27 protein-coding genes and 1 pseudogene are annotated in these 24,620 nt (G+C 36.1%); 11 read left to right on the forward strand and 17 right to left on the reverse strand.

From position 1 onward, the window contains the following. Positions 1-21: 21 nt before the first annotated feature. Both tuaG and tuaH read left to right on the forward strand, forming a co-directional pair. Positions 22-780 carry a teichuronic acid biosynthesis protein TuaG gene (gene tuaG, locus ACSU6B_RS14535; protein ID WP_410886195.1) on the forward strand — a complete coding sequence of 253 codons (759 nt, stop codon included), beginning with the start codon at positions 22-24 and terminating at the stop codon, positions 778-780. Between the two features lie 5 nt (positions 781-785). Beyond that, positions 786-1,952 (forward strand): teichuronic acid biosynthesis protein TuaH, encoded by a 1,167-nt coding sequence (gene tuaH / locus ACSU6B_RS14540; RefSeq protein WP_410886197.1) that lies wholly within the window; start codon positions 786-788, stop codon positions 1,950-1,952. Positions 1,953-2,620: 668 nt separating this feature from the next. Here tuaH and ACSU6B_RS14545 read toward each other — a convergent pair. Together ACSU6B_RS14545 and ACSU6B_RS14550 are read right to left on the reverse strand one after the other, a co-directional pair. Then, complete coding sequence (locus ACSU6B_RS14545) at positions 2,621-3,292, reverse strand: DUF2642 domain-containing protein (RefSeq protein WP_410886199.1); 672 nt, start codon at positions 3,290-3,292, stop codon at positions 2,621-2,623. Positions 3,293-3,317: 25 nt separating this feature from the next. Further along, positions 3,318-4,670, reverse strand: a complete 1,353-nt coding sequence (locus tag ACSU6B_RS14550) for an arsenic transporter (RefSeq protein WP_410886201.1) — start codon at positions 4,668-4,670, stop codon at positions 3,318-3,320. A gap of 461 nt (positions 4,671-5,131) precedes the next feature. On the opposite strand from ACSU6B_RS14550, the gene ACSU6B_RS14555 reads away from it, so the two are divergent. Beyond that, complete coding sequence (locus ACSU6B_RS14555) at positions 5,132-5,470, forward strand: YmaF family protein (RefSeq protein ID WP_410886203.1); 339 nt, start codon at positions 5,132-5,134, stop codon at positions 5,468-5,470. A gap of 307 nt (positions 5,471-5,777) precedes the next feature. Next, entirely contained in the window at positions 5,778-6,710 is a 933-nt protein-coding gene (locus ACSU6B_RS14560; RefSeq protein WP_410886205.1) for a metal ABC transporter substrate-binding protein, read from the forward strand. Between the two features lie 58 nt (positions 6,711-6,768). On the opposite strand, the gene ACSU6B_RS14565 is transcribed toward ACSU6B_RS14560, so the two are convergent. The 3 genes from ACSU6B_RS14565 to ACSU6B_RS14575 form a co-directional block, all read right to left on the reverse strand. After that, positions 6,769-7,617 (reverse strand): TIGR03943 family putative permease subunit, encoded by an 849-nt coding sequence (locus tag ACSU6B_RS14565; RefSeq protein WP_410886207.1) that lies wholly within the window; start codon positions 7,615-7,617, stop codon positions 6,769-6,771. Between the two features lie 12 nt (positions 7,618-7,629). Further along, positions 7,630-8,517, reverse strand: a complete 888-nt coding sequence (locus tag ACSU6B_RS14570) for a permease (protein WP_410886209.1) — start codon at positions 8,515-8,517, stop codon at positions 7,630-7,632. Positions 8,518-8,744: 227 nt separating this feature from the next. Beyond that, positions 8,745-9,371, reverse strand: coding sequence for a metal-dependent hydrolase (locus ACSU6B_RS14575; protein ID WP_410886211.1), 627 nt, complete (start codon positions 9,369-9,371; stop codon positions 8,745-8,747). A gap of 232 nt (positions 9,372-9,603) precedes the next feature. Here ACSU6B_RS14575 and ACSU6B_RS14580 point away from each other — a divergent pair, with 232 nt between their 5' ends. After that, positions 9,604-9,978 (forward strand): DnaJ family domain-containing protein, encoded by a 375-nt coding sequence (locus ACSU6B_RS14580; RefSeq protein ID WP_410886213.1) that lies wholly within the window; start codon positions 9,604-9,606, stop codon positions 9,976-9,978. Between the two features lie 85 nt (positions 9,979-10,063). Here the strand turns inward: ACSU6B_RS14580 and ACSU6B_RS14585 are convergent, their stop codons facing one another. From ACSU6B_RS14585 to ACSU6B_RS14615, 7 genes are all read right to left on the reverse strand, one after another. Beyond that, positions 10,064-10,627, reverse strand: coding sequence for a YitT family protein (locus tag ACSU6B_RS14585; protein WP_410886215.1), 564 nt, complete (start codon positions 10,625-10,627; stop codon positions 10,064-10,066). A 132-nt stretch (positions 10,628-10,759) separates the two neighbouring features. Then, on the reverse strand, positions 10,760-11,086 hold the full coding sequence (locus ACSU6B_RS14590; RefSeq protein ID WP_410886217.1) for a hypothetical protein: 327 nt from the start codon (positions 11,084-11,086) through the stop codon (positions 10,760-10,762). 71 nt (positions 11,087-11,157) lie between these two features. Then, positions 11,158-12,330 carry an MFS transporter gene (locus ACSU6B_RS14595; RefSeq protein ID WP_410886219.1) on the reverse strand — a complete coding sequence of 391 codons (1,173 nt, stop codon included), beginning with the start codon at positions 12,328-12,330 and terminating at the stop codon, positions 11,158-11,160. Positions 12,331-12,645: 315 nt separating this feature from the next. Further along, positions 12,646-14,283 (reverse strand): PhnE/PtxC family ABC transporter permease, encoded by a 1,638-nt coding sequence (locus ACSU6B_RS14600; RefSeq protein WP_410886221.1) that lies wholly within the window; start codon positions 14,281-14,283, stop codon positions 12,646-12,648. A 1-nt stretch (position 14,284) separates the two neighbouring features. Then, on the reverse strand, positions 14,285-15,037 hold the full coding sequence (locus ACSU6B_RS14605) for a phosphonate ABC transporter ATP-binding protein (RefSeq protein WP_410886223.1): 753 nt from the start codon (positions 15,035-15,037) through the stop codon (positions 14,285-14,287). A gap of 14 nt (positions 15,038-15,051) precedes the next feature. After that, on the reverse strand, positions 15,052-15,951 hold the full coding sequence (locus ACSU6B_RS14610) for a putative selenate ABC transporter substrate-binding protein (RefSeq protein ID WP_410886225.1): 900 nt from the start codon (positions 15,949-15,951) through the stop codon (positions 15,052-15,054). Between the two features lie 203 nt (positions 15,952-16,154). Beyond that, a complete protein-coding gene (locus ACSU6B_RS14615; RefSeq protein ID WP_410886227.1) occupies positions 16,155-17,708 on the reverse strand; it encodes an ABC-F family ATP-binding cassette domain-containing protein in 1,554 nt (517 codons plus the stop codon). Positions 17,709-17,870: 162 nt separating this feature from the next. Here ACSU6B_RS14615 and ACSU6B_RS14620 point away from each other — a divergent pair, with 162 nt between their 5' ends. Both ACSU6B_RS14620 and ACSU6B_RS14625 read left to right on the forward strand, forming a co-directional pair. Continuing rightward, on the forward strand, positions 17,871-18,356 hold the full coding sequence (locus tag ACSU6B_RS14620; RefSeq protein WP_410886229.1) for a hypothetical protein: 486 nt from the start codon (positions 17,871-17,873) through the stop codon (positions 18,354-18,356). Between the two features lie 130 nt (positions 18,357-18,486). Then, positions 18,487-18,705 carry a spore germination protein gene (locus tag ACSU6B_RS14625; RefSeq protein WP_168244083.1) on the forward strand — a complete coding sequence of 73 codons (219 nt, stop codon included), beginning with the start codon at positions 18,487-18,489 and terminating at the stop codon, positions 18,703-18,705. A gap of 347 nt (positions 18,706-19,052) precedes the next feature. Here ACSU6B_RS14625 and ACSU6B_RS14630 read toward each other — a convergent pair. Continuing rightward, positions 19,053-19,490, reverse strand: a pseudogene (locus tag ACSU6B_RS14630) (solute carrier family 23 protein); the annotation flags it as partial. A gap of 229 nt (positions 19,491-19,719) precedes the next feature. Further along, positions 19,720-19,944, reverse strand: coding sequence for a helix-turn-helix domain-containing protein (locus ACSU6B_RS14635; RefSeq protein ID WP_410886231.1), 225 nt, complete (start codon positions 19,942-19,944; stop codon positions 19,720-19,722). Between the two features lie 313 nt (positions 19,945-20,257). Between ACSU6B_RS14635 and ACSU6B_RS14640 the strand changes: the two genes are divergently transcribed. Together ACSU6B_RS14640 and ACSU6B_RS14645 are read left to right on the forward strand one after the other, a co-directional pair. Next, positions 20,258-20,482, forward strand: coding sequence for a hypothetical protein (locus tag ACSU6B_RS14640; protein ID WP_410886233.1), 225 nt, complete (start codon positions 20,258-20,260; stop codon positions 20,480-20,482). Between the two features lie 50 nt (positions 20,483-20,532). Continuing rightward, complete coding sequence (locus ACSU6B_RS14645) at positions 20,533-20,754, forward strand: hypothetical protein (protein WP_410886235.1); 222 nt, start codon at positions 20,533-20,535, stop codon at positions 20,752-20,754. 339 nt (positions 20,755-21,093) lie between these two features. On the opposite strand, the gene ACSU6B_RS14650 is transcribed toward ACSU6B_RS14645, so the two are convergent. Next, on the reverse strand, positions 21,094-21,399 hold the full coding sequence (locus tag ACSU6B_RS14650; RefSeq protein ID WP_215004237.1) for a hypothetical protein: 306 nt from the start codon (positions 21,397-21,399) through the stop codon (positions 21,094-21,096). Between the two features lie 176 nt (positions 21,400-21,575). Here ACSU6B_RS14650 and ACSU6B_RS14655 point away from each other — a divergent pair, with 176 nt between their 5' ends. Both ACSU6B_RS14655 and ACSU6B_RS14660 read left to right on the forward strand, forming a co-directional pair. After that, on the forward strand, positions 21,576-21,851 hold the full coding sequence (locus ACSU6B_RS14655; protein WP_410886237.1) for a DUF5659 domain-containing protein: 276 nt from the start codon (positions 21,576-21,578) through the stop codon (positions 21,849-21,851). Positions 21,852-22,412: 561 nt separating this feature from the next. Next, positions 22,413-22,658, forward strand: coding sequence for a spore germination protein (locus ACSU6B_RS14660; protein ID WP_410886239.1), 246 nt, complete (start codon positions 22,413-22,415; stop codon positions 22,656-22,658). Positions 22,659-22,717: 59 nt separating this feature from the next. Here ACSU6B_RS14660 and ACSU6B_RS14665 read toward each other — a convergent pair whose 3' ends face one another. Together ACSU6B_RS14665 and ACSU6B_RS14670 are read right to left on the reverse strand one after the other, a co-directional pair. Then, a complete protein-coding gene (locus ACSU6B_RS14665) occupies positions 22,718-24,007 on the reverse strand; it encodes a nucleobase:cation symporter-2 family protein (RefSeq protein ID WP_410886241.1) in 1,290 nt (429 codons plus the stop codon). Further along, positions 24,007-24,600, reverse strand: coding sequence for a xanthine phosphoribosyltransferase (locus ACSU6B_RS14670; RefSeq protein WP_215004245.1), 594 nt, complete (start codon positions 24,598-24,600; stop codon positions 24,007-24,009). The genes ACSU6B_RS14665 and ACSU6B_RS14670 overlap by 1 nt, the downstream gene beginning before the upstream one ends. Between the last annotated feature and the right edge of the window lie 20 nt (positions 24,601-24,620).

Consider the following 24,620-nt stretch of genomic DNA (forward strand, 5'->3'; position numbering starts at 1 on the left):
ATTTTAATAGGAGGTTTTCACATGAGTCCACAGCAGCCATTGATCTCGATTATTACGCCTTCATATAATGCTAGTTTGTTTATCGAACATACAATCACTTCTGTAAGAAAGCAAACCTATCAAAACTGGGAATTGATTATTGTCGATGATTGTTCTACTGACGATACACCAGATATTTTAGAGCGTATTGAAAAAGAAGATGAAAGAATACATGTTATTTATTTAAATCAGAATGGTGGGGCTGCTGTTGCAAGAAACATTGCTTTGCAGCATGCAAAGGGCAGATTTGTGGCATTTCTTGATAGTGATGATTGCTGGAAACCAGAAAAATTGGAAAAACAGCTAAATTTTATGCAAACAAACGATTATGCTTTTACGTTTACTGGCTACGAAATTGTATCAAATGAAGGAGTACAATTAAACAAACGGATAGAAGCTCCCAAGCAGGTTTCGTACAATGATATGTTAAAGAATACTATAATAGGATGTTTGACAGTAATGATCGATCGAAGCATTGTCGGTCAAATACAAATGCCTAATATACGAACACGACAGGATTTAGCCACCTGGCTGGCCATTTTAAAAAAGGGCATAAATGCATACGGGTTAAATGAAAATTTGGCCGAGTACCGGATAGGAAATCCTTCCATTTCGAGAAACAAGTGGAAAGCTGCAAAAATGAATTGGTTTGTGTATCGCAAGGTAGAAAAGCTAAACCTTATAAAAGCATTTTGGTGTTTCTCTCATTATGCCTTACATGCGGTTGTTAAAAGGATCTAGAAGGGATGGGACAAATGAAGAGTATACATATCATTGTGGCAACAGGTGAGTGGGATCAAGATCAACTTCGGTATCGTAGACATCGGCTTGCAGAATATTTGCAAAATCATCCTGAAACAAAGGAAGTAATCTGGTTATGTCCAACACCAAACCAAAAAGAAAAGCACAATAAAAGATTGTCAAATGGAATAGATCAATGGACCATCCAAGATTTGTTTCCACAAAAAGTGTTTCGGTTTGGCCGCTATATCGATGCATTTCATAAAATTAAATTGCAGCCATTACTAACATATTTAAAAAAAGCTAAGGAAAGGTATACTGTTAATTTATGGTATACCTTTCCAGGATTTCCAACACTTTCTAACCTCTTTTCTTGGAATAAAGTGGTTTATGATTGCAGTGATTTATGGACCTCTCCTATCAATGGGAAAAACTCTATCCTAGCCAATTTTAGAAAAAATATCATATCAAGGGCAGAAGAGCGGATTATTAAAAGGGCAGATGTGATTTTTTGTACCTCTGAATATTTACGTACAAGAATCATAGAAAAGTTAGGTGCTGAAGAAAAGGTGTTTACCTTTGAAAATGGGGTGGAATTTGATAGGTTTGCAAACTATCCTACACAAATGGATCATATTCTACCTGATCATTTTGACGGAACGGTTTTAGGCTTTATCGGGGGAATTAAACCTAAGCTGGATTTTGATTTGATCCAGGAAGTAGCACGAAAAAAGCGTGAGTGGCTTTTTCTTTTTGTGGGTCCAGATGGTACCAATGATCATCCTAAATTTAAAAATTTATTAACTGAGAAGAATGTTTTATGGACTGGAAGTGTCGCTCCTTCCGAGGTTCCAAAATATATGAACTTAATTGATATTGGAATTATGCCCTACAAGTCATCTCAGTATAACCAAGCGGTCTTTCCATTAAAGTTATTTGAATTTTTAGCAGCGGGGAAGTCAGTAATTGGCATGCATTTACCATCTACTAAAAAATATGCTGAGCAGTCTGTATATGCTCTTTTAGATACAAATGATTCTAGCCAATTTATCAGTGCATGTGAACATTTAGAAAGCATCAAAAATCACGAAAACTATATCCTTAGACGTAAGACACTTGCTAAAACAAAAAATTGGAACGAAGTATTTGAGGATATGTTCCAATTAGTTTAGATTAGAACAAACCTAGTTTATTTCCATTGTGGGAGACCCAAAAGGGTTTCCTTATTTTATGTGTTTATTAGTTCGTTGGAAATGTACAGAGTCTACATAGGCACAGGTGCGAAATTTTAGGGGAAGGACATGAAATGTTTAGATAACTTTGTGGATAAGTAGATGGATAATGATTGGGTGTAGCAATCAATGTTTATTCGATTTTGTTTTGAAGAAAGAGTAATAAAAAATTCTTATAAAGGCAACTGAGATATACATTAAGAACAGAAAATTTAGAAAATTATACATGCAACTTCCTCCTAGTCAGAAAATGTACTTATAAGAAGAGCTATTGAATTGGTATTGCTATAGTTACATTTTATGCTGTTAATACGAAGAGATAATGGATTTCATGTTAATCTTTTGTAAATTAATGAGAATCTTATAATGTGGTAAATGAAAATTTTTTCTCCTTTGAACAAAAATAATCGAAAAACCATATGCTATTAATAGGTGGTAAACCAAAAAGAAGACCGTGGCCGATGGACACGGTCTAAAATACAACTCAAGCAGTGAATGAGTAATCCAACCTCGTCGGCCAAAACAGGGTGGATTATTCTTTTTGTTTTTTTTTGCTCATGTGAAAAGCACCTTTCTTTTAATTTGGTTAAAGAGTTTTACCATTGGAATTACGGTAATTGAATGGTTTTGATATGCTCCAAGTTCCGAAAAAGCTTTTCCCCTTTAGCTGTTATCAGTATCATTTTGTTATTTTGAATCTTTTGGAGTAAGCCGATTTTTTCCTCATTGTATCCACCATCAATGATAATTAATTGATTTTCCAATTTTTTTAACTGCTCTTCAAAAGATCTTGCCAATGTAGGATATACGGGTTTTAGAGGTAGATTTTGATTTTCTAATGAATAAGGCGTTGTATTTGGTGGATACGGGATTAACCATTTTACATGGTTCATTGATATATACATTGTTTTGTATGCAGGAGAGTGGAAGACAAAATAATCATTCATAATGCTGGTTAAATAGCCATGAATGGATTTATTTCCTGTTACATAAACCTCAACGAACAAACCTTTCGCACTTGTTAATATTTTACGATAGGAGATTGAATCGGAAGTAATTGGTTTTTCTGAAGGAGGATCGTAAAAAGTTTCTTCCTGAATTAATATTTCTTTCAATTGTTGAATGTGGACAAATGGGATATATAGGAATATATTATTCCTGCCATCGTATATTACGACTATATCTAACCCGGCATCTATAAGAATTCCCCTGTGAAAACTTCCCCCGGAAATTTCAACCTCAATATATTTATTTCTTAAATCTAATAATTCTATATTCATTTTATTTCTCCTTTTTTCAATTGTATTATCCTTGAAGTGTTCCACCAAAAAGCCATGAAACCCAATAATAAAGAACAACTAGGGTAAACAATGTCGCTGGCGGGATAACAACTATAGTGACTTTGATATATTGCCACCAACTGATCATTACTTTTCCTTTCCTTACGATATGCATCCACATTAGCGTAGCCAGAGTTCCCATTGGAAGTAGTAATGATCCCATGTCACTGCCAATAACGTTGGCAAGATAGGCGATCTTTAAGGATAATAAATCTAGGTTCATATTCGTTAACGTGAGTGTTCCAACCATTAAAGCAGGGTGATTATTAAATATGTTTGAAAGTACCGAGAGCAGGACGCCCATTAACACACTTGCATGGAGAAGGCTCCCAGAAACCATTGGACGCATAAATTGGATCAACCAGTCTGTTAGACCGATGTTATTTAGACCATAAATGATCACATACATACTGAATGCGAAAACAATTATATACCACGGTGTTTTTTTCAGCATATCGGTTGGCGGTATCTTTAAATAAGCCCATCTCCATCCTAAAAGGACAAGCGAACCAATAACAGCCATAAGCGAGACTGGAATGGACAAAAATGAAGCGACAAAGAGGCTGACACGGACAGCAAATACAAATAGTAGGACGTTGCGCATAAACCTTGAACGTTCCTCCTCAGAACCATGTTTCATGGAACTGGGCTTCAGTGGGTGGTAAGAAGGGAGGGACAAACCCGTTACCTTAGTAGGGACAGTTTTCGGTAAGACTTTTTTGAAGCGAAGGAACAACAGCCATGTCAGCAGTAATAAACCAAGCGTGGCAGGAACAAACATCATCGCCGTATGCAAATACAAACTCATATGGACGATTTTTAAAGCGATAAGATTGACAATATTACTTACACCAATTGGAGCACTCGATGCTGTTGCAATTAAGGCTCCTGATAGCAAATAGGGAATTTTTTGATGATTTTTTAATCCCATGTTGTTTAATAACATAACTAATATTGGAGTGGTGATTAAAATACTCCCGTCGTTATTAAAAAAGAGTGTCATGAGAAAACATAAGAGATTGACATACCAGAATAATCTGATGCCTGACCCATTTGCTTTTTCTGCAAGCTTTTCTGCTACCCAGTTAAAGAATCCAAAACTCTCTAAGACGATGGCCATTACAATCGTTGCCATAATAGTAATTGCAGCACCGCTTATCGTTTCCGCAATTATACCGAGGTCGGATAATGTAACACTACCGCTTAGTAGGACAACAATCGCACCAATCGTAGCAGGTATCGCTTCATTAATACCCCTAGGTCTCCAAAGAATAAATCCTAGGGTAAGCAAAAAAGATACTATAGTTAACCAAACCATTGAATAATATTTCTCCTTTCGGAAGCTAGTATTTCATGATGTAATCATGAGACGACCTTACCTCCTCCTTATGCAATCCGCACATGTCCCCCCCTTCCATCTATCTCTCTTGTGTTTTTGTACTGTATGTATATGTATAACAACTAAGACAGGCTTTAGGTTTGTACCTGTTTTTCCATAATTCCGCTGAAGTCTAAAAAATAAAACCTTGTTTTTGGCTGTCTAAAACATATTCCTACTATTAAGTAAATATCATTAGTAATAAAGCAGCAAAGGAGGTTTATCAAAAAAATCAGCCTCAACTTCCTGGTCAAGTAAAAATCGACCAGTTTAATCAGATGTTAATTGCTCCAGAATCATTCGCAGCAGGATCTGAATCGGAACCGAGCAACTATTTGTCTATCGTGTACAAAATCTATAAAACAACGAAATTAGCCCAAAAAATGAACTGAGGTGAGGACGTGAGTAAGGTAAGTAAAGATGATTTTGTTCAGGGGTTTGTGCCGAACCATAATCATGGTTCGGTTGATTATACTTCTGTGGATGCAGGTCATGTCCATCAGTGTTTAGATGTTACTTCGCCGCCAATCCAGACTCAGGATCAAAACCATATTCATTATACAGAGGGATATGTTCTTTTCGAAAATGGCCATACCCATTATTATAAGGCATATAGCGGTCCAGCTATTCCCGTAGGTAATGGCATGCATGTACATCATTATGATTTTTATACTACAGAAAATGATGGGCATAAGCACCATATAAGAGGTGTGGACCAACCTGCACCTGGAAATAAATAAAAATCACTGGAAATTTTTTATTATTAATTATTCTCAACAAAAAAAGAGACAGTGAGTCTCTTTTTTTTGTGTGTTTAATTAATCTTCACGCCAACAATGATACTCATCATTGGACATAAAGCTAATCATTAATATTTATTATCTTTGACTTTAACATGTCATTGACATAAATAAAAAATCGGTATAAGATACAATTCGTAACAATTACGATTTGTTAAATCTAATAAACTAATATTATATGGAATAATCATTCGTTTTAAATCGTAATAATTCCTAATTAAAGACTGTTATGGAGGGAAATAAAATCATGAAAAGACTAATATGCCCTATAATTATTTTTCTTATGGTGATAAGCGGCTGTTCCAATGCCGTTCAGACAAAAGGAGAAAAAGCTAGTGGAGGTACAAAAAAAATACAAATTGTCACCACGTTTTATCCAATGTATTATTTTACCCAAAAAGTGGCTGGCAGTTCAGCGAATGTTGAACTATTAATACCGAACGGTGCAGAACCACATGATTGGGAGCCAACAGCAAAGGATATGGCTAAAATTCAAGATGCAGATCTGTTTATCTACAATAGTCGATACTTTGAAAGCTGGACTGAAAAAGTATTAAAGAGTATTAATGATTCCAGTTTAACTGTTGTAGAAGCTTCAAAGGGGATTAAATTGATGAATGCATTAGAATCAGAGGAGGAACATCATTCTGATCATGCAGCTTCAAAAGACCCACATGTCTGGCTTTCTCCCGTGTTAGCCCAGCAGGAGGTCGACACTATTGCTAAGGCTATAGAAAAGCTAGATCCAAATAATAAAAATCAGTATGAAAAGAATGCAGAGAATTTTAAATCCCAACTTGCTGATTTAGATCACTTGTACAAGGAGACAATTGATCAGGCGAAGAAAAAAGAATTTGTAACACAACATGCCGCATTTGGATATTTAGCAAAACAATACGGGTTAACTCAAATTCCGATAGCTGGATTATCCCCAGATGTAGAACCAACCCTAGGAAAATTGAAAGAATTAGCAGAAGTAACGAAGAAGAAAAATGTAAAGGTTATTTATTTTGAGGGACTTACTTCTTCTAAAGTGGCTCAGACGTTAGCTAATGAAATAGGTGCTAAAACTGAAGTTTTAAATCCATTAGAAGGATTAACTAAAGAAGAGCAAGAAAAAGGTTTAGACTTTATAGATGTTATGAAAAACAATCTTGAGGCACTAAAACTATCATTTTAAAAATATAAATAATAAATGACCTATTCATCTGTGGAATAGGTCATTTTTCGTTAATAAATTAATATCCCCTAAAAACATACTCTTCTTTAGGAGCAGAAGTAGTCGACCAATCTTCTACCTTTAAATAGGGAATGTTGGTTTTAAAGGGCTGATAATAGATTGTTGATATTTTTCCTTTTACAGTTACCCATTCATCGTTTTTAAATTTCTTGCCATCAGGCATTTCAACTAACATTCCAAAGACACCTGAATCTGCAATACAATGGATCACTCCAAAGCGGAACACAAATATCTGGTTCTTATTTATGGTTTCTGAATCTTTGAAAACAAAACCTTTAAACTCGATTTCTTTTCCAAGAAAATCACCAGGGAAGTTATAAATAGTTTCCATACCTTTTAAATAATTCTTATCATTCAAAACAATCGTTTCTTTATTTACATACTTTTTCTTTTCCTTTTTCATTAACACATCATAATCATCTTTGCCATAATACACACTCGTATCTGGACGTAAAAATTGCTGTTGCATAAAGGAATCGCCTTTTCCTTCATCGTAAATGGGAAAATGAAATCCTTTTGCTTTTACAATATTTGAATCAAGTGTGGCAATTGGAAAAAATAATCCTGAAATAATTGGAAAGGCGAAAATTGGATATATGAAAACTTTTTTATACCATTTATTCTCTTTTGAATGATTATGCCCACAATGATCATGATCACAGCCAGCATCTTTTGACTCGCCTTTACTGAGCATAAAGATTTGGACAATCGTTAATACAAGTAATGCATAACCAGCAGTTGCAGAAAGATAAGAATATTTCATGTTGATATATTTATTAATATCCCCTGTAAGATGCATTTGAAAGATTAAATAAGTAAAACCAATTAATATTAAGCTTCTTATCATAGTTCCCGCTCCTTAAAACAACAAAGAGTATACAAATACAACAGCGAAAACGGTAGAAACAATCATAAAAACTAGCCGCTTTTTAAACGTTGCAAGCATCATCATTAAATTTTTTATATCCACCATTGGCCCAAACACAAGAAACGCTAATAATGAACCAGTTGAAAATGTCGTTCTAAAAGATGAAGCGATAAATGCATCTGCTTCGGAGCAAAGAGAAAGAATAAAAGAGAGAGTCATCATCACGATGGAAGATGATGCTTGTCCCTGACCAATCGAAACAAGAGTCGATGTCTTAATATATGTTTGAACGGCTGCGGCAATTAGTGACCCGATAATTAAATATTTACCCATTGAGAAAAATTCTTCAACTGCATGTTCCAGGGTCTGCCAGATCTTTTTGAAAAATGGGGTCGATTTTCCATTAGAATGGTGAATATGGAAATGCTCTTTTAAAGGGCTCCCTTTATATCGAAAAGCGATCAAAATTCCTACTACAATAGCTACAATGATTGCTCCCAACGCACGGTATAACGGCATCTTCCAGTCACTGCCGAATGCAATAAAAGTTGCAAACAAGACAACAGGATTGATGATCGGTGCTGTCAGCATAAAGGCGATTCCCGCAGAGATTGGCACTCCTTTTGAGACTAGCCTACTGACGATTGGAACAATCCCACATTCACAAGAAGGAAATAAAATACCTAAGAAACTTGCAAAGATTACAGCCAATACTTTATTTTTTGGCATGATTTTTGCAATCATTTCTTCGGTAACAAATATTTGAATGATCCCTGAAATAAGTACGCCTAAAGTTACAAATGGCAGGGCTTCAATTAAGATCGAAATAAAAATGGTATTCATCTGTAAAAAAGATTGCGGTAAGGATATACCAAACATCGTAGTCCTCCTATAGTCAAAACTCATGGAAACTACTATACTCTCATCCTATTTATTAGTCCAACGAAAAATCTGGAATAAGTTATATTTATTACCCATGCATTATATAAGTACTAAAAAAAGTCAACCATAAATATCTGGCTGACACTATGAAAGGCATGGGTACGTTTCTAAAATATAATTATTACAAATAACCTGATATACGAAAAAAATTTATTGCTACCTTATTATATTTCTTTCGATGAAACAGGTAAAAAAAGCTTAATCCCTCGTTTATTGAACGGTAAGATTTTAAAATCTGCAATCAAATGACTTATGTACCCAGCAAGGCAGGTGTAGAAAACGCCGTCAATGCCTAGGGATCTTTCTAATTTGGAAGCAATAATTCCGAAGAAAACAACCCCTAATATGGAATGGGTATAGCTTCGGTGTGAAACTAGAGACGCGATTAAAATATAAATACCAAGCAGTATTAACCAAATTTCTGTTAAGGAGAATCCGCCTGCAATTACACCGATTCCTGTGATCGTTAACATGTGCTTTTGCTTGATCAATGAGGCTGCAATCATCAACCCTATTCCGATCCCTAAACCAATCCACTTCTCTCTAGTAGTTCCTTCATAAAAACTATAAAAGACCATCAGTATTCCAATTAACTGTGCCACTATCCGAATCACCTTATGAGATAAGGTGATTTTCCCCCGAAGCTTCCCGTCTATGTCGAGATCGGGGATTAAGCCTGAAATACCACCTAATCCGATTAGAAAGAGTGTGGTTGAAGGGGAGGTATGGAAAGTGTTCGCAACTATAAAACCTGTTGCTGCACCTATTGCTGCATGTGCCGTTCCGTTCACTTTTATTTCACCTCTATATGTTATTTATGGTATTTTACAAACACCACAACATATTTAATATACTATAAAACATTTGTTCTGTTTAGAGGGAAGTTGAATTTGTTTTAAGCAAAATACATTTGATTAGAGTCTTTATATCAATCAGATAAAAATCGAATCATGTTGTTGTATGTTTTGTCATTCCGTATAACATTTACATAGGGTAAAATAAAAATAAAAAGAGGGATTTGTCATGGACCTATTTTCAAGAATGGCAGAAGATAAAATAAAAGAAGCGATAAAAAATAAGGAGTTTGAAAATCTACCTGGAATGGGAAAACCATTGGATTTAAGTGATGAACTGCCAGGGATGAGCGCTGAAATGAAAATGAGCTACCGCATGCTTAAGAATGCTGGGTACATTTCAGATAAAGTTGATTTAAGAAAAGAATTGATCACCTTAAATGATTTAATCTCTGTTGCAACCGATGACGAAGAAATAGCTAGGTTGCAAGAAAAATTAACGCGCAAACAGCTGCAGTTTGAAAAAGTAATGGAGCATAGAAGAAAAAATACAAATGTACGATTTGGCAGTTACGCGGAAAAAATATACGGAAAGATGAAATGAAAAGATTATGACAAAGTTGATAAAATAATAACTTCAATCTCAAATAACATACCAACTTAACTTCTTAAAAATGAACTTACCCTAATTAAAATGCATCACTTTTATAATTTTTTACCAGTAATGATGTGATGAATCCAAAAGAAAGAATAGTTAGTATTGAATAGAAGAAACTTTGTGATCCGAGCACTTTAAACCCCGATAATAAGACTAAACCATCGACAATCAAGATAATGATTCCGATATTAAAAGAAAAGGATTTCGCTAAGAAATGAGCTAACAATTCAGTACCTCCTGTGCTTGTCTGATAGCGAAGCATTAATCCAACACCAAGTCCGCCTAGTGTTCCACCGAATATTGCACTAATAATAATAGGAAGTGGAAAATGTTTTTGTAAAGGAGCCAGTAAATCAATAAAAAACGAGGAAACCATTAGACCATGAAAGCTACTGTAAAAGTAGTCCCGTTCTCGGAACCATGCATATATACACAGAGGCAAACTAAATAATATTACACATAAGCCCGTTTGAAAATCAAAGTAATAATGGAGAATGAGTGATAAGCCGATGATCCCGCCATCTAGTAAATGATGAGGGATTAAAAATGCATTAACCCCAATACCTATTAATAGGCTCCCAATTAAAATAGCCATTAACTTTTGCAGGATACCTCACCTTGCCTTTTTCCATTTGTTTGAGTACTTAACTTTTACTAAACCTATATCCACGGATTTGGAAAAGCGATAAATCTTCTCAACAATAAAGACCGCTGACATTAGCGGTCTTTATTGTTGAGCATCATCCCAATATTGCAGCGTATCAATTTTTCCAGTAGGCTCACTTTTTAGTACATTTCCATCTTTGTCTTTATAAACCTCATACTCCTGGTATGTTTCTACGATATAGCCATCCACTTTTTCGATTTTCTCTAGTTTTTCCTCCAAAACGGGAACATCGCTTGAAGGCTTAACTTCTACAGGCTGTGCCATCACAGGTTGATCGGCTGAATAAGCATAATCTTTATTAATAAATGAGTAGGGTGAATCAAGATAAGCTGCAAAACCTAAGGTTACCAATAGGAGACAAATACTTATAAAGGTATTTAATTTCATAAACTAGGCTCCTTTTTACTTACATCCTCGTAACCCATTTTATGCATGTCCTAAAAACATATTCCAATTGATTAGTTTTGAATCTTTGTTATTTTCACGGTAGCGATCTGTGGGCGAAAAAGGAGAGATAGGATAAATGCAGCAATTGAAATAATCGCACCTGAGATATAAGGGAGGCCCATTGCCATCGAAAACAGCCATCCACCGAGTGGCGGCCCAATAATCCTGCCAAGAGAATCAAAGGATGATAAAAGCCCAGTTGAACTTCCATAACCTGCCGTAGACGTCTTCGTAATTAGTGAAGAAACACTAGGACGAATTACGCCATTTCCTAGTCCAAAAATAGTTAAATAAATGGCTGCAGTTGCAAAACTATTTACTAATAAAATCAAACCAAATCCAAGCGCTGAAACAATGATTCCGCACTGAATTACAACCTTTTCACCATATTTTTTGGTCAATCTACCGACCAGACCACCTTGGACGATCGCACTTGCAAACCCCATGATCATAAAAATGTATCCAAGTTGAGTGGAGCCCAAATCTGCCTTTTTAGCAGCAAAGTAGGCAAACGTTGCTTCCAAACCAGAAAGTGATAAGGAAATTAATAATTGCACCAAATATAATACGGTAACAGTACCACTAAACGTCTTCCCGAAAGAGGGTTTTTCTTTGCTAACCGATTCTTTTTTCTGTTTTGATTCTTTTAGCAAAATAAAAACAAGAATAAAGGTGATGAACGAAGATCCACAAGCAAGATAAAAGGGCATATTAAGGCTGAATTTCGAAAAGATCCCACCGATTGCCGGACCAAAAACAAAGCCTAAGCCCGTTGCTGCACCAACAATCCCCATTCCTTTGCCGCGATTTTCTTCCGTGGTAATATCTGCAACATATGCCATGGCTGTTGGCATATTTGCAGAGGAAAGAATGCCGCCAATAATTCTTGCTGCAAATAACATCCAAAGCTCCGTAGACAATGCTTGAATTAGAAAAGAGAGACCAAGTCCTGCAATTCCAATCATCATGACTGGTTTCCGCCCAATTCGGTCGGAAACTTGCCCCCACATCGGAGCGAAAATGAGCTGCATGAGCGAATAAACTGCCATTAATAATCCTAATTCGGTTGGATTCGCCCCAATTTCTTCAGCATAGAAAGGTAAAACTGGAATGATAATTCCAAATCCCACCATCACCAAAAACATAACTATAAATAAAATCGGTAAAGCGGACTTAGATTGCAAAGAATTTTCACTCCTTGATGACTATTTAAGTCGGTGATAGTACTAACTTTCTTCCTATTGATAGGATAATGGAAACGGTGGCAAGAAAACAAGTATATTCATCAATTATTTCCTTTGATGGGAATAGTATGCAGATATGCTTGATAATGTCTGCTAACATGGATTATATCAGATACTTAGGAGTTTGATAGCCATTAGCTAGCAGTAGATATCAAACGGATAACATAGATTAAAACTAAAAGAACACTGTTCCTTTCGAAGGAACAGTGTTCTTTTAGTTATGGATACCATTGAATAGTTCTTTGCGCGAGCATCTTATTTAACGGCCTTTCTCGTGCTTTCTGATGCAAAATCAGCAATGACGACGAGAATCATATAACAAAGAAGTAATAGGGTGATTTCAGTATATTGGAAATAACTCATCGCAAGCTTAAATTCCATACCAAGGCCGCCTGCACCGACAAAACCAACAACAATCGTTGTCCTCATAATGACTTCCCAACGATATAAAATATAGGTAAGAAATCTAGGTAAGACACTTGGCAAGATCCCGTAGAAGAAGATCTGGATTTTGGAGGCACCTGCGGATGCTAAATTACGGATCGGTCGAGGGTCCATATCCTCAATTACCTCAGCCCAAAGCTTACCGAGTATCCCAAAGTTATGGAGTGCAAGTGCGATTGCTCCTGGCAATAACCCTGGTTTAAAAATAAAAATAATCAACATTGCCCAAACCAGCTCAGGAACGGCACGTGAAAAGATATAAGTGATCCGTACGAATCCATAAAGAATCCAATTATACCATCTCTTTGATGAAGTTAAACTTCCATTTGCTATATTACTAGCTGCTGGAATAACAGTTAAAAAGGCAGCAACTGTCGCAAATCCGATGGCCATGATACTCATTTCCAGGGTTTCCAGGGTGAGCTTTAATGCGGCAGACCAGCTTTCACCATTTAGGAAAGCAGGATGCTTATCATTTAAACCAATTAGGCTGCCAAAAAACTTCTTCGCATATTCGATATTTTTATCCGACAGTAATTCAAATAACTTAGCATGCTCACCTATAGTAATAAATACCCAAGAACCGATGATTAAAAGCATGGTGAATAGGGTGGACCGCCAGCCAGTACTGAATCCGTTCCGACGTTTTCGTTCCGTCAATCCTTTTCTAACATAATTACTCCATATATCCACGAACAAGACGAGAGCAATCAGGAAAAAAACATATGCCCATACTTGATCATATTTCAAATCAGCGAGCGATAATTGAATTTGATAGCCTAAGCCGCCGAGTCCGATAAAACTCATAATGGCCGAAGAACGAATCGCACATTCAAATCGATACATGGTATAGCTAATCATATCTGCCCAAATCAATGGGAGGTAGCCATAAATAAGGATTTGAAGTCTTGAGGCACCGGTAGATTTTAATGCTGTGATAGGCTCTTCTGGAACATCATTTAACATATCAGCAAAAATACGGCCAAGAATACCGCCATACGGAATAGCGAGGGCAAATATAGCTGCATAAGGGGAAAGGCCTACTGCCGCAACGAAAAGCCATGCCCATATTAACTCATGAATCGAACGAGTAAATCCTAAAACACCCCTAAAAAGCACTTTAGATGTTAAACGGGCAACCCTGCTTGAGGTTAATGTTCCAGAAGCAAGAATCCCTACAATCAATGCATAAACTACAGCAAGGGACATTCCGGCAACAGCATAAGCAAGAGTAATCCAGGCAGATTCGAGCCCTTTGATCAATACTTCTGCTGATAAATCAGGTTGAATTAGGCCTTCAAATATTTGCAGTATCGTCGGAATTCCGCCTGCATGGAAAAGGTCGTCATTCCAATGAATCGAAAATAAGCTCCATACGAAAACTGCCATCAATAGTAATGTAAGGATTTGACGATTATACCTACCCAATACTGTTTTTCGTCTCAACATCTTAACCGTGCTCCTTTAGTCGATAAAGGTTGGTTAACAGATCATCCGTCACTTTTTCAGTTGGCAAATCAAAAAGGATTTCACCATTTTTAAGAGCGATGATTCTGGTGAAATATTTACGAGCATATTCGATGGAATGCAAACTGGCAATTAACGTTTGTTTTTCCTCAGAAACGATATTTATCAGCATAGCTAATACATCTTCGGCTCTTGCAGGGTCTAGGGAGGCAACTGGTTCGTCAGCCAAAATTACTTCAGGTTTTTGGACCATTAATCTCGCCATCGCGACACGCTGCTGTTCGCCTCCAGATAAAGTAGAGGTAATTTCGTACATCTTATCAGTAAGACCCACTCTTTCGAGTGCTTTTAAGGCGATTTCTTTTTCTTGAGGTACAAGCAAAGAGAAGAGGGATTTGAAAAGGCCCCAGTCAGCTAATCGGCCAGCCAGGACATTATGGATAACTGCGATTGAACCAATCAAATCAAATTGTTGACGAATCACACCAACCTTTTTTGCAAATTTATGCCCATTTTTATAGGATGATATCGGTTTGCTATCAATCAATAGCTCGCCACTTTGGATTGGAACAAGACCGGCTATTGAATTTAATAACGTTGTTTTACCTGCACCGCTCGGTCCAATTAACGCTACCAATTCCCCTTGCTTAATAGAAAAAGAAAGGGAAGATAGGGCTATCTTCCGCATAAAGTGTTTCGATATATTTTTCGCTTCAATCATTGTTTTTAAAGTCATATCTACGACACCTACTACTTAATAATCTGTAATTCTTTCGCTACTTGTTCAATTTTTTTGTAATTATCGTTATTCGTTTCAACGAAGCTATCTGTTTGGAATAAGTCCGCAATTTCCTTTTGCTCGCTAGTAATCGATAGTAGGGCATCTTTTACTTTTTGCTTAGTACCTTTACCAAAAACATCTTCTACATTGCTATTGATTGTCCAGTTATAATCATAGTAAGCAGGAGTTGTATAGAATACTTTAACTTTTTTCGTATCAACTTTGCCTTCTTTTACAGCTGCTTCCCAAACTGCTTCATTTAGTGCACCTGCTTTAAAGGCACCGGATTCAATTAATTTGTAGGTTGTATCATGGGAACCGGAGAAATTAGGTTTGCCGTCAAAGTCTGTATTGGCATCAATTCCAGCCTCTGATAAATAGTAACGCGGCATTAAATGACCAGATGTTGAGCTTTCACTGCCAAAAGTGAATGACTTTCCTTTTAGATCTTCAAGCTTTTTGATATTTTCTGATGTTTGGGTGATAAATACGGAATGGAATTCCGCGTCACGTGGTCGTTGTACTATCGATTCTGCTTCAGGGACAAGGTTCCTAGCTTGTACACTTGTTAATCCGCCAAACCAAGCCATATGAATTTCACCACGTTGAAAACCAGTGACTAGTGCAGCATAATCAACAGACGGTACAAATTCAACTTTCATACCAGTCTTTTCGCTTAGGTATTTAGCTACGGCCGTCATACCTTTATCTAAATCGGCGGCGTTTTGGTCAGGAATTGCCCCAATTTTAAACACTTCATTTGTTGTCGTTTCTTTCTTACCTTCACTTGTTTTTTCATCACTTTGGCCACATGCAGCTAACGAAAATACAAGTATAGCAAGCATAATGACAGAAATCCATTTTTTCATTATTATTTACACCTCGATAGTATATTTTTAATAACTTAGAATTGCTTAACCTTATATATTGTAAGTGAAGTATAAGTAAAAATAAATTCATATTATCTATTTGGTCAATGAAAATCCATCGATTATTTAGATTTAGAAATTCAGGTTATGAAAATATAGAAAAACCCCTGCTATTAGAGCAGGGGAATTTAAACAATATTTCTTTACACTGTCTGTTGTGACCATTCTTCCACATTCCATACTTTTGTTACCCAATCTTCATAAAAGTCTGGTTCGTGGCAGACAAGTACGACAGTTCCTTTGTATTCTTTTAAAGCACGTTTTAGTTCTGCCTTTGCATCAATATCAAGGTGATTGGTCGGCTCGTCGAATAGGATCCAGTTACTTTCATTCATCATCAACTTACAAAGTCGGACCTTGGCTTGTTCTCCACCGCTTAGCTGATTCATCGGTCGAGAGATGTGATCATTTTTCAAACCACAGCGGGCAAGAGCTGCACGCACTTGATTTTGATCCATAGATGGGAAGGCATTCCAAACCTCGTCAATCGGAGTAATGCCGCCTGCTTTTACTTCCTGTTCAAAATAAGAAGGGAAGAGGAAGTCGCCACGTTCAACCTTGCCATTGATCGGATCGATTTTACCAAGCATCGTTTTTAGAAGGGTGGATTTACCAACCCCATTACAACCGATGATGGCGACCTTTTCGCCACGTTCTATGGTCATACTCATTTTCGGTAATAGTGGTTCTGAATAGCCAATTTCTAAATCCTTAGCCTCAAAAACATAACGGCTGCTGCTGCGAGACTCTTTGAATCCGAAGGTAGGCTTTAGCGCTGTTTCTGGACGGTCAATCCGTTCAATCCGGTCCAACTGCTTTTGACGGCTTTTTGCCCGGCCAGTAGTTGAATAACGAGCTTTATTTTTAGCAATAAAGTCTTCTTGTTTTTTAATGAATTCCATTTGTTTCTCATAAGCATTAATATGCTGATTCTTATTAATTTCTGCTAACTCTAAGAATTTCTCATAGCTTGCTGTGTAGCGAGTCAGCTTCGAAAATTCTAATTGAAAAATGACATTAGATACTGGATTCATGAATTCTGTATCATGAGAGATTAGAATAAAAGCATATGGGTATTCTTTAAGGTAACAAGTTAACCAGCGAATATGTTCAACATCCAGGTAGTTGGTCGGCTCATCGAGCAGAAGAACTTTTGGTTGTTCCAAAAGAAGCTTAGCAAGAAGAACCTTTGTTCGCTGTCCGCCGCTAAGTGCTGCGACGTCACGGTCTAAACCAATGGCATCAAGTCCCAAACCGCGTGCTGCTTCCTCAATTTTTATATCTAATGAATAGAATCCGCCAGCGTCAAGGACATCTTGGATTTCACCCATTTTTTCTAAGAGAACCTCTAGCTCTTCAGGTGAAGCATCTGCCATTTGGGCGATTACTTCATTTAGTTCCTTTTCTTTTTCGAAAAGAGGGAGGAAAGCATCGCGAAGAACGTCACGCATCGTTCTTCCTTTTGTCAGCACCGTATGCTGATCCAAATAACCGTAATGAACACCCGGTGTCCATTCTACACGACCGCTATCATGAATCAATTGACCAGTAATAATATTCATTAATGTTGATTTACCGACGCCATTAGCGCCGACAAGTCCCACATGGTCTTCAGCTAATAATCGAAAGGAAACGTCTTTAAATAAAGTACGGTCTCCGAAAGTATGACTTAAATTTTCTACATTTAGTAAACTCATTTTTTGTAATCCTCGCTTCGTCAAGAATTAATACATTAGTACATCATACTAGATTTTTAAGGATTCGACTAGATTTTTGATGAGAAAAACACTGTAATTTTATTGGAAATAGTATAGGATGCCTAACTATTTGGGTATTTTAAATATAAAAAGGAAAAAGATATGATTGGATTATTAATTGCCATTATTACATTTAATTATTTTGCTTTCAAAAAGAACAAAATACTAAGTGCTAACCAAATTGTCCATATTTGGTCATTTACAGTTTCATTTCAGGTCCTCTTCGATGTTTTTATTGAATTCAAATACCACGGTTACTGGTATTTTGACAGGGAAATCGATTGGGCAGGAATACTTCCACATATCTTCCTAGTACCAGCTGTAAATATGATTTTTTTAAATTGGTTTCCACATAAATCAAAGGTCATTAAGCAATTTTTTTTTATTGCCATTTTTGTCATTGCCATTTTGATTTACGAAGGTATCACCTTGCTGCCTCCTCCGTGGGGTTTCTTTCATTATGGATGGTGGAAGCTTTGGCATGCAGCCATACTTGATCCGTTTTTGCTTCTTATCTTATTAGGGTATTATAAGTGGATTTGCAAGTTAGAAAAGGATGCATGCAAATCTCCAAAAACAAAGTTATGAAAAACTAATGGGCCTCACACGTGGCTCTTTTTGAAATTAAGAAGCATTAAAAAATAAATAATGAAAATGCTTAAACAACCGAATAATCTTGTCCATATAATAGTATATAAGCGTGGAAGGGGGTGATTGGTTGGCGACCAATCAAGATTGTATTACTATTGGGACCATTTCTGGGGGGATCGTAAACTTTGGTGGAGCAAATAATATTTCTCCAATAACGGTAACTAAAACAAATTCAGGTTCAGGAAGTGATAATACAGGGACTGATATTACGACCAACACTGGTTTAAGTTCTACAACTAAAAGAAACATAACTGAACTCTTAGAAATGATTAAGGCGATGCTTTAGAATGGCATCGCCTTTTTTGAAAATTATTTAGATCCATTTCTAGCCTTTCGTAAGTAAGCGATGCCCAGTAGCATAACTGGAATAATTATTTGAAAAGGCCAGTGTAAATACGGATAACCTATTTCGCCTTCTTTCATATGTTCGAAATAATTAGCAGCAACAGTAACTGATGCGAATAAAACGATTATCCCTATTGGAAAACTAAGTTTTCTGTGTTCTTTAAATTGGAAAATATCTGCGGCTCCTGCAACGGCCGCATATAAATAGAGTGTTATTATACATTTCCTGAACGGGAAAAAACAAAGACGATACCATATCAGTATCGTCTTTTTACTATTTCTTTTTCATTAAGAGGAAATTTGATTATTTACTGCCTTAATTTGTTTAGTTGGCTTTGTAACATTGAAAACAATGTTTAGAAAAATAGCAGTTAGGCTCCCTGTTACGATCCCGCTGCTGGTAAGGATTTTAACGCCTTCTGGCAGGTGGGAAAACATATCTGGTACGGCAGTGACGCCCATCCCCAAACCGACAGAACATGCAATGATCAGAAGATTTTCTTGTGATGAAAAATCTACATTTCCTAGCATTTTTATTCCGTAAGCAATAACCATTCCGAATATTGCCACCACTGCGCCACCAAGGACAGGTGTTGGAATAACGGTCGTGAATGCCCCGATTTTAGGAATAAACCCTAAAAATACTAGCATCCCGCCCATGGTATAAATGACGTTTTTGCTTTTAACGCCTGAAAGCTGAACAAGTCCCACGTTTTGAGAGTAGGTTTAGAGTGCCTATTATTTAAAAAACATTGTAATATAACGATTTCAAGGTGATAAATTACCCAACATATTATAAAGTGTCCTACATTTTCTTAACATATCAATGATAACTGAGCATTTAGATTTTATCAAATAAAAAAAAAGACGATGCTGAGCCAATATGCATTGTCTTTTTGTTATTCTTCAGCTTTATGTACTTCCACAATTAAATCCACAACTTGGAGAAATGCTTTTATTGCTCACTGTCATCATGCAAATGAAATAATTCATTCAAGTCATCAATATTTAGTGCTTCACAAATTAATTCAATGGCTCTCTTTGGGATTCGTTGTGTTTTTTGGGTGCAAATTTCACTTATTGTTCGAGTGGTTAATCCAGTCATTTCAGCAAGTTCTTTTTGTTCTATATTTCTCTCATTGAGGATTTGTTTTAGCCTAATTTCAATTACTTTAACCATTCATGAATCTCTCCTTTTTACCTTAGATTATACGTTAATAAAATAATTACGCAAAGTGTAATTTAATCATTGACAATTACGCTAAACGGAATTATGATAAGGGTATCAAATGGTTACGTTAAACGTAATTGGAAAGGAGGGTTGAAATGACATTTACTATATTCTTTTCGATATTTACCTTTGGAGTTGGCTTATTTTTCGGGCTTGATAAGAGTCAATCATTGTAACCATTTTAACAACCTAGAATCAACTCCCATGTAGCAATATTCGTATCATAAATAAAAATAGTCGAACAAAGGGAGAGGTTTTACTAATGACAAACACTTTAATGGTCGGTACAGCATCAATTTCTTTCATGGCAAATAGCAAGAATCCTGATCAATTTAAAAGATTGCTTCATCCTGAAACAATAATTGATGCTCGAATCAGTTTTTTTACATGTGAAGGGGAAACGATTGAAATTAGCGTAATGGAATTTTTCGAATTAAATTGGACTGCAAATTGCCTTGAAACTGGTGAATTGTTAGAAGTGGAATAAGTAAATGCCCCACAATCATGAGGGGTTTAAATAGGGGAGAGGAATTGATAATGGAAAAGTCTTTATATCAAAGAATCGCTTACTACACTCGCAAAGTTGCTGAGAGAGGAAGTATTCACCCGTCAAAAAAACAGCCAAGATCCTACACGTTTAGAAGTGAACGGTTAATGATTTATAAAAAACTCATGCACCAGCAAATCGAAGAAAGGGGTTATCGGAAAAATAATCAAAATATTTCTCTTAAACTACTTGTAAATAATATACAATCATGATAAGATTAAGAGTATCTATAAACACTAATAAGACAGTACCGTTTTGGTATTGTCTGATTTTTTATCTATTTTTTGTTCTTTGACAATTTGATATCTGCTAAACTCTTAAACATAGTATATATCTATTCCGATAAATAATCAATCCAATTTTTCATTTTTTTAAAATTGGAACGAAACTCAGGATAACGAGGGTTTAATCTGGATAGCGTAAACCATTCTAAGGTGTATTTGTATTAGATTTAAGTAAAACGGCTTAAATCTATTCATAAACGAGTCTGGCAGTGCTAGATAAATTGAAAAGAGTTGAAAAAAAGAAGCCCTTTATGAGCCCCCTAGTAGTTAATCCAAATCAATTTTCTTAACTTCTAAGAAGTTTTTAATACCAGTTTCAACAGTGCCTAATTTTCTATCAATATATCTATGAGGTTCTGCTGTTTCTATATTCCCTTCTAACTGTTGTTCAATCACATCACACAGCATACCTGACATTCGGCATAAATGGTCAATTGTATCAAGTAATTGAAGTTCAGTAAGCCCAGCATTTGATCTAGTTTGATAATGGGTTACTTGATAGTAAATATGATTAAGTCTTTGGTCTAATGCCTTCATGTCATCAATCGTAAATTTATCTTTTAAATTTGCCATAGTAACCATACCCCCTAAGAATATTTACAGTTTAAAGGTATCAGATTGGCAAGTTAAATAGAACACAATGGCATGTTTCTTTACATGGAATTAATAATAACTCAACAATGCTTGAAAGGAGTGATGACTTCCAATAAAACAACAAATTTATTAGGTGGATGGGAGGTGGATCAAAATTGAATAAGGAAAAGGACTTTGTTGTATTCAGTCAACGTATGGCAGGATTTCTAATGATGAATGGCTGCGGATTAAAGAAAATTAAAAACGACATAAACATACCAACTAAATTTGTTTATTATTTTCCGAATACGGACTATGTGAAAAATTTTGTTGAGCAATACTTAAACAAATCAAATAAACGGAGGGATAAAGTGGATAAATTATACGCAAGTAGGAAAAGACCACTGTTACGCTTCTGTAGAACGTATGGCGAAGGATATAGGTGCTTCTGAAAAGACCTTTATCAAATATACAGGAATCCTTGAGGCTGCTAAATTTATTAAGGTTGTCAGGCATGACATAAATCTAGACAATCTGGTTGATAAAAAGGGAATGACAATTTATTACTTGATAGATGGAATAATCACTATTACATAAAGCACGATAACATTAAAAAATTTGTAGAAAAAAGTATCTCATTAGTGTGTTGAAATCCCAATAAAACACCTATATGTAAAAATTGCATTTAACAATGATCCAGAATACGTTACTGACGTGTTTGTTGAATACTTATATAACTTTAAGAAATCAAGTCATAAGACAACATTATGGGAATCATTCGGTGATGTATTTCAGTTATAAGATGCTAGAAACAGAATTGTTAGTTCGTGATGCTATTGACCAGTGTAGAGAAATGACTAGTACATGTGAAAAGGCCATACATAATATAGATTCAAAAGCCCTCTAGGGTAGTCTGGAGGGTATATTTTATTTAAGGTGGTAGAAGCTTTGGTATGCAGCCATACTTGATCCGTTTTTGCTTCTAGTAAAAAAGAGTGGAAGGTGTGGATAGGTTGGCGGCCAATCAAAATGGAATAACTATAGGAACCATTTCTGGTGGAATTGTAAACTTGGGTGGAGCCGGTTGTATTGCTCCCCTAACGATAACAACGGAAAACTCAGGTTCTGGAAGTGATAATACAGGCACAGAAGTAACTTCGAGTGCTGAATTAAGTTCTAGAACACAAAGAAACTTAACAAATATCTTCGAATTGATTAAGGCGATGAATAATAATAAAAAAAGACGATACCGAGAATAAGGATCGTCTTTTGATTTTCTTTTGATTTTATTGTGTCTATAATGTTAAGAGGCCATTTGCTAATTTACTGCCTTAATTTGTTTAGTTGGCTTTGAAACATTGAAAACAATGTTTAGAAAAATAGCAGTTAAACTTCCTGTTACAATTCCACTGCTGGTAAGGATTTTAACGCCTTCTGGCAGGTGGGAAAACATATCTGGTACGGCAGTGACGCCCATCCCCATACCGACAGAACATGCAATGATCAGAAGATTTTCTTGTGATGCAAAATCTACATTTCCTAGCATTTTTATTCCGTAAGCAATGACCATTCCGAACATTGCCACCATTGCGCCACCAAGGACAGGTGTTGGAATAACGGTCGTGAATGCCCCGATTTTAGGAATAAACCCTAAAAATACTAGCATCCCGCCCATGGTATAAATGACGTTTTTGCTTTTAACGCCTGAAAGCTGAACAAGTCCCACGTTTTGAGAGTAGGTTGTGTATGGAAAAGCATTAAATAAAGCACCGATTATACTCGCGAGACCTTCAGCACGATAACCTCTTGATAAATCCTTTTCATTTAATTTTTTTCCTGTGATATCACTTAGAGCGAAATATACACCTGTTGATTCTACCATGCTCACGATTGCTACGAGAGTCATAGTAAGAATCGGGGTCCATTCAAAAGTAGGTGTACCAAAATAAAATGGCTTCACCATATGGAACCATGATGCATCAGCAACCGCTGAGAAATTGACTTTCCCCATAATAGAAGCAGCAAGAGTACCACCAATTAATCCTAATAGAATGGAAATGGAGCGAATAAAACCATTCGTAAAACGATATAGCAAGATGATAAAAAGCAACGTTCCGAAAGCTAAACTGATGTTTGAAAGGCTTCCAAAATCAGGGCTGCCTTGACCTCCAGCGATGTTATTCATTGCCACCGGGATAAGTGTAATCCCGATTATGGTTACAACTGAACCAGTTACAACAGGTGGGAAGAACTTAATTAATTTTCCAAAGAATTGAGAAATAATAATGACGATAAGTCCTGAGGTAAGAATCGATCCATAAATAGCGGAAATACCATACTGTCCACCAATTGCAATCATTGGTCCAACTGCAGTAAACGTACAGCCAAGTACAATCGGTAAACCAATTCCGAAAAAGCGATTCTGCCAAACTTGTAAAATGGTTGCAATTCCGCACATTAAGATATCGATCGATACCAAGTAGGTTAATTGTTCTCCGGTAAATTTAAGTGCTCCTCCGACGATAAGTGGGACGATTACCGCTCCAGCGTACATGGCTAATACATGTTGAATTCCTAATGAGGCTATTTTAAAAGGATGTTGTTTCATTAGATTAATTCCTCCACGTTCTCATTTATAAATGACACTTTTCCATTTGAAAGCGAGGCAATCCGTGCTAAGGATTCAACCCTTAAACCAAGGTCCTTTAATTTTTGTGGACCATGTTGAAAGGACTTCTCGATGACAATGCCAATTCCAACAACTGTTGCACGGCTTTTTTGAACAATATCTACTAAACCAAGTGCAGCTTCCCCATTTGCAAGGAAGTCATCAATGATTAGGACTCTATCATTTTCATTTACATATTTCTTTGAAATGGAAATTTCGTTTGTTTCATTTTTAGTAAATGAATGGACTGAAGCTGTTAATAAATCATCGACAAGCGTCAAAGATTTTCTTTTTCTTGCGAAGATTACAGGAACATTCATATATAAACCAGCCATAACTGCAGGGGCAATTCCTGAAGATTCAATAGTTACGATCTTTGTAATACCATCACCTGCAAAAATCCTTGCAAACTCTTTTCCTATTTCAAGCATTAATTGCGGGTCTATTTGGTGGTTCAAAAATGAATCAACCTTTAAAACATTTTCCGAAAGAACCTTTCCGTCGGTGTTGATTTTCTCCTCTAGTAATCTCATGTTAGATTCTCCTTATAAAA

Origin of the sequence: Neobacillus sp. C211 (genome assembly GCF_051842875.1) — a bacterium.
Classification (GTDB): domain Bacteria; phylum Bacillota; class Bacilli; order Bacillales; family Cytobacillaceae; genus Neobacillus.

Bases quoted from the DNA above. Each gene is read 5' to 3' on its own strand.
- tuaG (WP_410886195.1), top strand. From the start codon at position 22: ATGAGTCCACAGCAGCCATTGATCTCGATTATTACGCCTTCATATAAT.
- tuaH (WP_410886197.1), top strand. From the start codon at position 786: ATGGGACAAATGAAGAGTATACATATCATTGTGGCAACAGGTGAGTGG.
- ACSU6B_RS14545 (WP_410886199.1), bottom strand. From the start codon at position 3,292: ATGAATATAGAATTATTAGATTTAAGAAATAAATATATTGAGGTTGAA.
- ACSU6B_RS14550 (WP_410886201.1), bottom strand. From the start codon at position 4,670: ATGGTTTGGTTAACTATAGTATCTTTTTTGCTTACCCTAGGATTTATT.
- ACSU6B_RS14560 (WP_410886205.1), top strand. From the start codon at position 5,778: ATGAAAAGACTAATATGCCCTATAATTATTTTTCTTATGGTGATAAGC.
- ACSU6B_RS14565 (WP_410886207.1), bottom strand. From the start codon at position 7,617: ATGATAAGAAGCTTAATATTAATTGGTTTTACTTATTTAATCTTTCAA.
- ACSU6B_RS14570 (WP_410886209.1), bottom strand. From the start codon at position 8,517: ATGTTTGGTATATCCTTACCGCAATCTTTTTTACAGATGAATACCATT.
- ACSU6B_RS14580 (WP_410886213.1), top strand. From the start codon at position 9,604: ATGGACCTATTTTCAAGAATGGCAGAAGATAAAATAAAAGAAGCGATA.
- ACSU6B_RS14585 (WP_410886215.1), bottom strand. From the start codon at position 10,627: ATGGCTATTTTAATTGGGAGCCTATTAATAGGTATTGGGGTTAATGCA.
- ACSU6B_RS14590 (WP_410886217.1), bottom strand. From the start codon at position 11,086: ATGAAATTAAATACCTTTATAAGTATTTGTCTCCTATTGGTAACCTTA.
- ACSU6B_RS14600 (WP_410886221.1), bottom strand. From the start codon at position 14,283: ATGTTGAGACGAAAAACAGTATTGGGTAGGTATAATCGTCAAATCCTT.
- ACSU6B_RS14605 (WP_410886223.1), bottom strand. From the start codon at position 15,037: ATGACTTTAAAAACAATGATTGAAGCGAAAAATATATCGAAACACTTT.
- ACSU6B_RS14610 (WP_410886225.1), bottom strand. From the start codon at position 15,951: ATGAAAAAATGGATTTCTGTCATTATGCTTGCTATACTTGTATTTTCG.
- ACSU6B_RS14615 (WP_410886227.1), bottom strand. From the start codon at position 17,708: ATGAGTTTACTAAATGTAGAAAATTTAAGTCATACTTTCGGAGACCGT.
- ACSU6B_RS14620 (WP_410886229.1), top strand. From the start codon at position 17,871: ATGATTGGATTATTAATTGCCATTATTACATTTAATTATTTTGCTTTC.
- ACSU6B_RS14635 (WP_410886231.1), bottom strand. From the start codon at position 19,944: ATGGTTAAAGTAATTGAAATTAGGCTAAAACAAATCCTCAATGAGAGA.
- ACSU6B_RS14640 (WP_410886233.1), top strand. From the start codon at position 20,258: ATGACAAACACTTTAATGGTCGGTACAGCATCAATTTCTTTCATGGCA.
- ACSU6B_RS14645 (WP_410886235.1), top strand. From the start codon at position 20,533: ATGGAAAAGTCTTTATATCAAAGAATCGCTTACTACACTCGCAAAGTT.
- ACSU6B_RS14650 (WP_215004237.1), bottom strand. From the start codon at position 21,399: ATGGCAAATTTAAAAGATAAATTTACGATTGATGACATGAAGGCATTA.
- ACSU6B_RS14665 (WP_410886241.1), bottom strand. From the start codon at position 24,007: ATGAAACAACATCCTTTTAAAATAGCCTCATTAGGAATTCAACATGTA.
- ACSU6B_RS14670 (WP_215004245.1), bottom strand. From the start codon at position 24,600: ATGAGATTACTAGAGGAGAAAATCAACACCGACGGAAAGGTTCTTTCG.